1 protein-coding gene and 1 pseudogene are annotated in these 1,805 nt (G+C 62.6%); both read left to right on the top strand.

Annotation, left to right across the window (positions count from 1 at the left end):
• Window positions 1-198, top strand: a pseudogene (locus EOD15_RS33755) (sulfate adenylyltransferase small subunit); the annotation flags it as partial.
• Window positions 199-200: 2 nt separating this feature from the next.
• Window positions 201-1,805: sulfate adenylyltransferase subunit CysN (gene cysN, locus EOD15_RS33750; protein ID WP_185929152.1), on the top strand; the 1,605-nt coding region annotated here is incomplete at its 3' end.

Below are 1,805 nucleotides of genomic sequence, written 5' to 3'. Positions count from 1 at the left end.
ACGGTGGAGAACAGGCTGGTGCGGTTCCGCACGCTTGGCTGCTATCCGCTGACCGGCGCCATCGAATCGGATGCCGACACGCTGGAAGCCATCGTCGGCGAAATGCTGACGGCACGCACGTCCGAACGGCAGGGTCGCCTGATCGACCGCGATGAAGCCGGCTCGATGGAAAAGAAGAAGCGCGAGGGGTACTTTTGACCATGCGCCACATCATGGCAAAGAGCCTCGCCCCCACCGACGGCGTTCGCGACTATCTGGCTGCGCAGGAGAAGAAGTCGCTGCTGCGCTTCCTGACCTGCGGCTCGGTCGATGACGGCAAGTCGACGCTGATCGGGCGCCTGCTGTCCGACACCAAGCAGATTTTCGAGGACCAGCTCGCCGCGCTCGAACGCGATTCGCGCAAGCATGGCACGACGGGCGACGACATCGATTTCGCGCTGCTGGTCGACGGTCTGGAGGCCGAGCGCGAGCAAGGCATCACCATCGACGTCGCCTACCGCTTCTTCGCCACGCCGAAACGCAAATTCATCGTTGCCGACACACCTGGCCACGAGCAATACACCCGCAACATGGCCACCGGCGCCTCGACCGCCGACCTGGCGATCGTGCTGATCGATGCCCGGCAGGGTGTGCTTCGCCAGACAAGGCGGCATTCGATCATCGCCTCGCTGCTCGGCATCCGCCACGTCGTGCTGGCCGTCAACAAGATCGATCTTGTCGATTTCGATCAGGCGATTTTCGACCGGATCGTCGAAGACTACGGGCAATTCTCGCGCGATCTCGGCTTCCAGACCATTGTGCCGATCCCGATGTCGGCCCGTTATGGCGACAATGTCAGCCGCCGGTCGGAAAGCATGGAATGGTATTCCGGCCCGACGCTGATAGAGCATCTCGAAACCGTGTCGGTCGACGAAGCGATGGTCGAACTGCCGTTTCGTTTCCCTGTCCAGTATGTCAATCGTCCCAATCTCGACTTTCGCGGCTTTGCCGGCACGGTCGCCTCCGGCTCGGTTGCGCCCGGCGACGAGGTCGTTGTCGCCAAGTCCGGCAAATCCTCGCGCGTCAAGCGGATCGTCTCATATGGCGGCGATCTCGCCCAAGCGGCCGCCGGCCAGGCCGTCACGCTCGTCCTCGATGACGAAGTCGAAATCTCGCGCGGCAACATGCTGGTTTCGCCGGCCGCACGGCCGCAGGTTGCCGACCAGTTCGCCGCCAACATCGTCTGGTTCGACGAGCATGCGTTGCTACCAGGCCGCTCTTACATCCTGCGCACCGAGACCGACCAGACCAGCGCCACCGTCACCGACCTGAAATATCGGATCAACGTCAATGACTTTGCCCATGAAGCGGCAAAGTCGCTCGAAATGAACGAAGTCGGCATCTGCAACATTTCGACGCGGACGCCGATCGCCTTTGATCCCTTCGCGGAAAACCGCACCACCGGCGCCTTCATCCTGATCGACCGCATCACCAACGCCACGGTCGGCGCCGGCATGATCCTGCACTCGTTGCGCCGCGCCGAAAACATCCATTGGCAGTCGCTCGATGTCGCCAAGCGCGTGCGCGCCGACATGAAGAACCAGCGGCCCGCCGTGTTCTGGTTCACCGGGCTGTCGGGGTCCGGCAAATCGACCATCGCCAACCTGTTCGAAAAGAAGCTGTTCGCCACCGGCCGCCACACTTATATCCTGGACGGCGACAACGTCCGTCACGGTCTCAACCGCGATCTTGGTTTCACCGACGCCGATCGCGTCGAGAACATCCGCCGCGTCGCCGAAGTGGCGCGTTTGATGGCCGATGCCGGG

This window comes from Mesorhizobium sp. M7A.T.Ca.US.000.02.2.1, from assembly GCF_003996995.1.
In the GTDB taxonomy this organism is placed as follows: Bacteria; Pseudomonadota; Alphaproteobacteria; order Rhizobiales; family Rhizobiaceae; genus Mesorhizobium.
The sequence above is the reverse complement of the archived record's forward strand: the minus strand, read 5'-3'. Positions and strand labels throughout refer to the sequence as shown.